The sequence below is a fragment of the Micromonospora sp. SYSU B005 genome (genome assembly GCF_055362685.1).
This window is the reverse complement of record NZ_JAXCFU010000045.1, coordinates 1-2,854: the sequence shown is the minus strand read 5'-3', so window position 1 is coordinate 2,854 and position 2,854 is coordinate 1. Positions and strand designations below refer to the sequence as shown.

General features: G+C 65.4%; 3 protein-coding genes. 1 reads left to right on the top strand and 2 read right to left on the bottom strand.

The features are described from left to right. The coding region (locus SM452_RS30260) for a hypothetical protein (RefSeq protein WP_463841211.1) at positions 1-454 on the top strand (454 nt) is incomplete at its 5' end. A 250-nt stretch (positions 455-704) separates the two neighbouring features. Here the strand turns inward: SM452_RS30260 and SM452_RS30255 are convergent. Beyond that, entirely contained in the window at positions 705-1,271 is a 567-nt protein-coding gene (locus tag SM452_RS30255) for a hypothetical protein (protein WP_463841210.1), read from the bottom strand. Between the two features lie 457 nt (positions 1,272-1,728). Then, positions 1,729-2,322: a hypothetical protein gene (locus SM452_RS30250; protein ID WP_396884519.1), complete on the bottom strand. Its 594-nt coding sequence runs from the start codon at positions 2,320-2,322 to the stop codon at positions 1,729-1,731. Positions 2,323-2,854: the final 532 nt, after the last annotated feature.

Below are 2,854 nucleotides of genomic sequence, written 5' to 3'. Positions count from 1 at the left end.
GTCGCACGCTCACGCAGCTCATCGTTGTACTTCTTCGGTGCGGGCATCGCTGGTGTTCCTCCCAGGTTTCGATGTCTCCATCAAACCCGGTGCGGGACAGATCCTTCGACCGCCCAAAGTCGCCGTGTGCCACGCTACCCCGGTGCCGATCACCAAAGCGACGGTCGCCGGGGCACTCATCGCCCTTGCTGGGCAGGCATTGGCCGCTGGGGTCACGGTTGCCTCAGCTATCACCGCTGGTGAGGGCCCGAACGCGAACCTCGACGCCGGCGGGAGAGCAGCGGCGCTGCTCTTCGGTGTCGCCATATACGACGTCGCGCAACTGGCGCTGCTGGGCTGCTGTGTTGCGCTGTCCGGACGTCTCGGCCACGGGTCATCAGCTGGCCTCGTGACCGGCTGGGCAGTAGAACTAGCCGTGAGCCTGTACTACCTGTGCGGAGGTCTCGGCGCCTGACGAGCACGACCGAACCCCAACAGAGCCGGATGCTGGCAACGGCTTGAAGTGACCCCTGAGACCGGACAGTGTTCGCTGACTCGGCGTCACGCATCCCGCAGCTCCCAGACCGCTTCCCGAGGGCATAAGTCTGCCAGCTCACGGAGCTGCCTGGCGCGTCCAGCGATGACTGGACGGGCCTCATTGGGGGAAGCCGTCGCAGTGATGATTCGCAGCCGACGATGTCCACCCGTGAGGGCACCGGGTTACGTCACCAGTGGCTGGCTACAATGCCGGTGCGACCGCCGAGGGCACCGCGGATGTCTGTGGTGAACGCTGGTGAGAGCGGCGGCCAGTTGTAGAACGTCACAGCGGGAGCTCCGATCAGGACGCCGAACTGCCCGCCCCAGTCGCCCACCAACCCGCTCCAGCCACACTGATCGCACCCGAACACTGGCTCCCGGCCGGCGGTCAACCACTCGTGCAGCCAGTCGCCGTAGGACTCGGTGTAGGCCATCGGAGCGCCGGCCGAACAGTGAGGGCATCGCGGCGGCTCATCGTTTTCCACTGGATGGTAGGCATCGCGGTCGCCGCAGATGTCGACGCCGTTGTTGGCCGTATCGAGGAAGCCGTCAAACCAGTCGACCAGCTCGACCGTTGCGCTGCGCGCTCCGGGACCAGCCTTCCATTCGCTTGGCTGCCACAACGCATCACGACGGTCGCTGTGCAGAATCACCCCGCGGGCAAGCAGAAGGTCCCGCACACCAGCGATGGCCTCCTCCCGTTCCCCGGACGAAGCGCTGTCCAGCCGAACAACGGTCAGGCTGTGCTCACTCACCGATGATCTCCTTGAAGGGCTCCCCGCCTCGCCGGGGTTGGTCACCTGGCGCCGGTGAGGTTCCCCCGGTTTGCCGGAGCCTCCGACCTACCGGGGAACCTCAAGGCTTCGTAGCTCGCGTTCGAAGGCTTCAGCTTCATCCCTCGAGGCAGCCTGAGACAAGCAGTGGGCTCGCTCTCGGTTGTATGCCGAGCTCCTGGTCGAACGTCTGTTGCAGGACTTGCCCTGGTTGTACTGCAAGTGGGTCTCTGCTGCGCGTCGCTGACGCTGACCGCAATGGCGGTCCGGACTCCCCCTGAGGGCTTGCGCATTCAGGACGTGGCCAGCGTGGCCGACGGCACACCCAACAACGCGCCACCTCCACCGTCCTCGCCGACGGTCGCTCAGGGGACGCAGGCTGCTAGAGCGCCAAGCCCCGACACCTGTCCCGCACGCAAGACGAACAAGACGAGGATCATCACGCTTCGAGAATGTTCCGCAGGTCGCTCAACGACTGCTCGCTGAGCAACGACGGCGTCGCTTCGAGCATCAACTGGACGCCCCGCCCGAGCTGCTGCTCCGTGAGCGTCACCATCGCGCTGGTCAACTCTCTCGTGTCGCTGCTATTATCGCTCCCCACGTCATGAACCATCTGCAGCTGATCAGCCGCAAACAGTTTCGCCGCCAAGGTTGCGACGATGCGCCGCCGCGCTTCGGCCTTGCTCATCCCGGCCCGGTGTGCGTCGAGCACGGCCACCACGTCGTACGACGCTTCTGCAGGCGCAGACTCCACCAGCCGCGCCGCTTCGACCGGGCCAACCGTCGCCTCTACCCGGACGACCTGGTCGCCACCGCTACCGATGCTGGCCAGCGTTCTCCAGGCTGACGTCGCGACAGATGCCACCGCAGATCCGACAGCCGGGATCGCCGCGGCCACAGCCGGAATCGCCTGCTCACTCACCCACCTCACGATGTGCGGCCTGGCATTTTCAAGGACGTCGCGGGCCACGTCGACAGCGAGCTGACGAAACATCTGCTCGAATTCAGAGCGGAGAGATGCCTGCGGGTCCATCACATGCCTCCGCCGACCATGGCGCCCGTGACCTGGCTCAGCTTGATGCTGGTTGCGCCATGCGTCAGGAGACTGAGCTCCGCAGGGCCTTCCGGCGACCGGCAGAGACGCGTTGCCTCGTCATAGCTGAGGCACATCACCCGGCTTTGCATCGCTGACCCCATCTGCTGAACCGCCCGCACCGCGCCGCATCGTCGCAGACTCGCCGCAGAACGCGCCACCCCGCAGCATGCCCACTCCCGAAGCCATCTGACGAAGACGGGGCGTGCGCGGCTCCCGATCAATGTAGGAATGACGGATGGCAGGTGGCGGACGATGGGCGGCAGCTACTCCTGCGTCAGCGGGATGGACTCCCGGATCAGCTTGAACAGGTAGCTGTTTACCCCACCCCGCTCTGGTGCCCACCCCGTCCATACCCGTGCTGGTTCCTACAGCTACAGAGGTTGAAAGGCCAAGGTTCGAGTTATCTCGGTGGCTCGGGTTCGAGGGTCATGCCGGTGCTGGCGAAGAAGCCGGCGAGGAGATCGGTCTG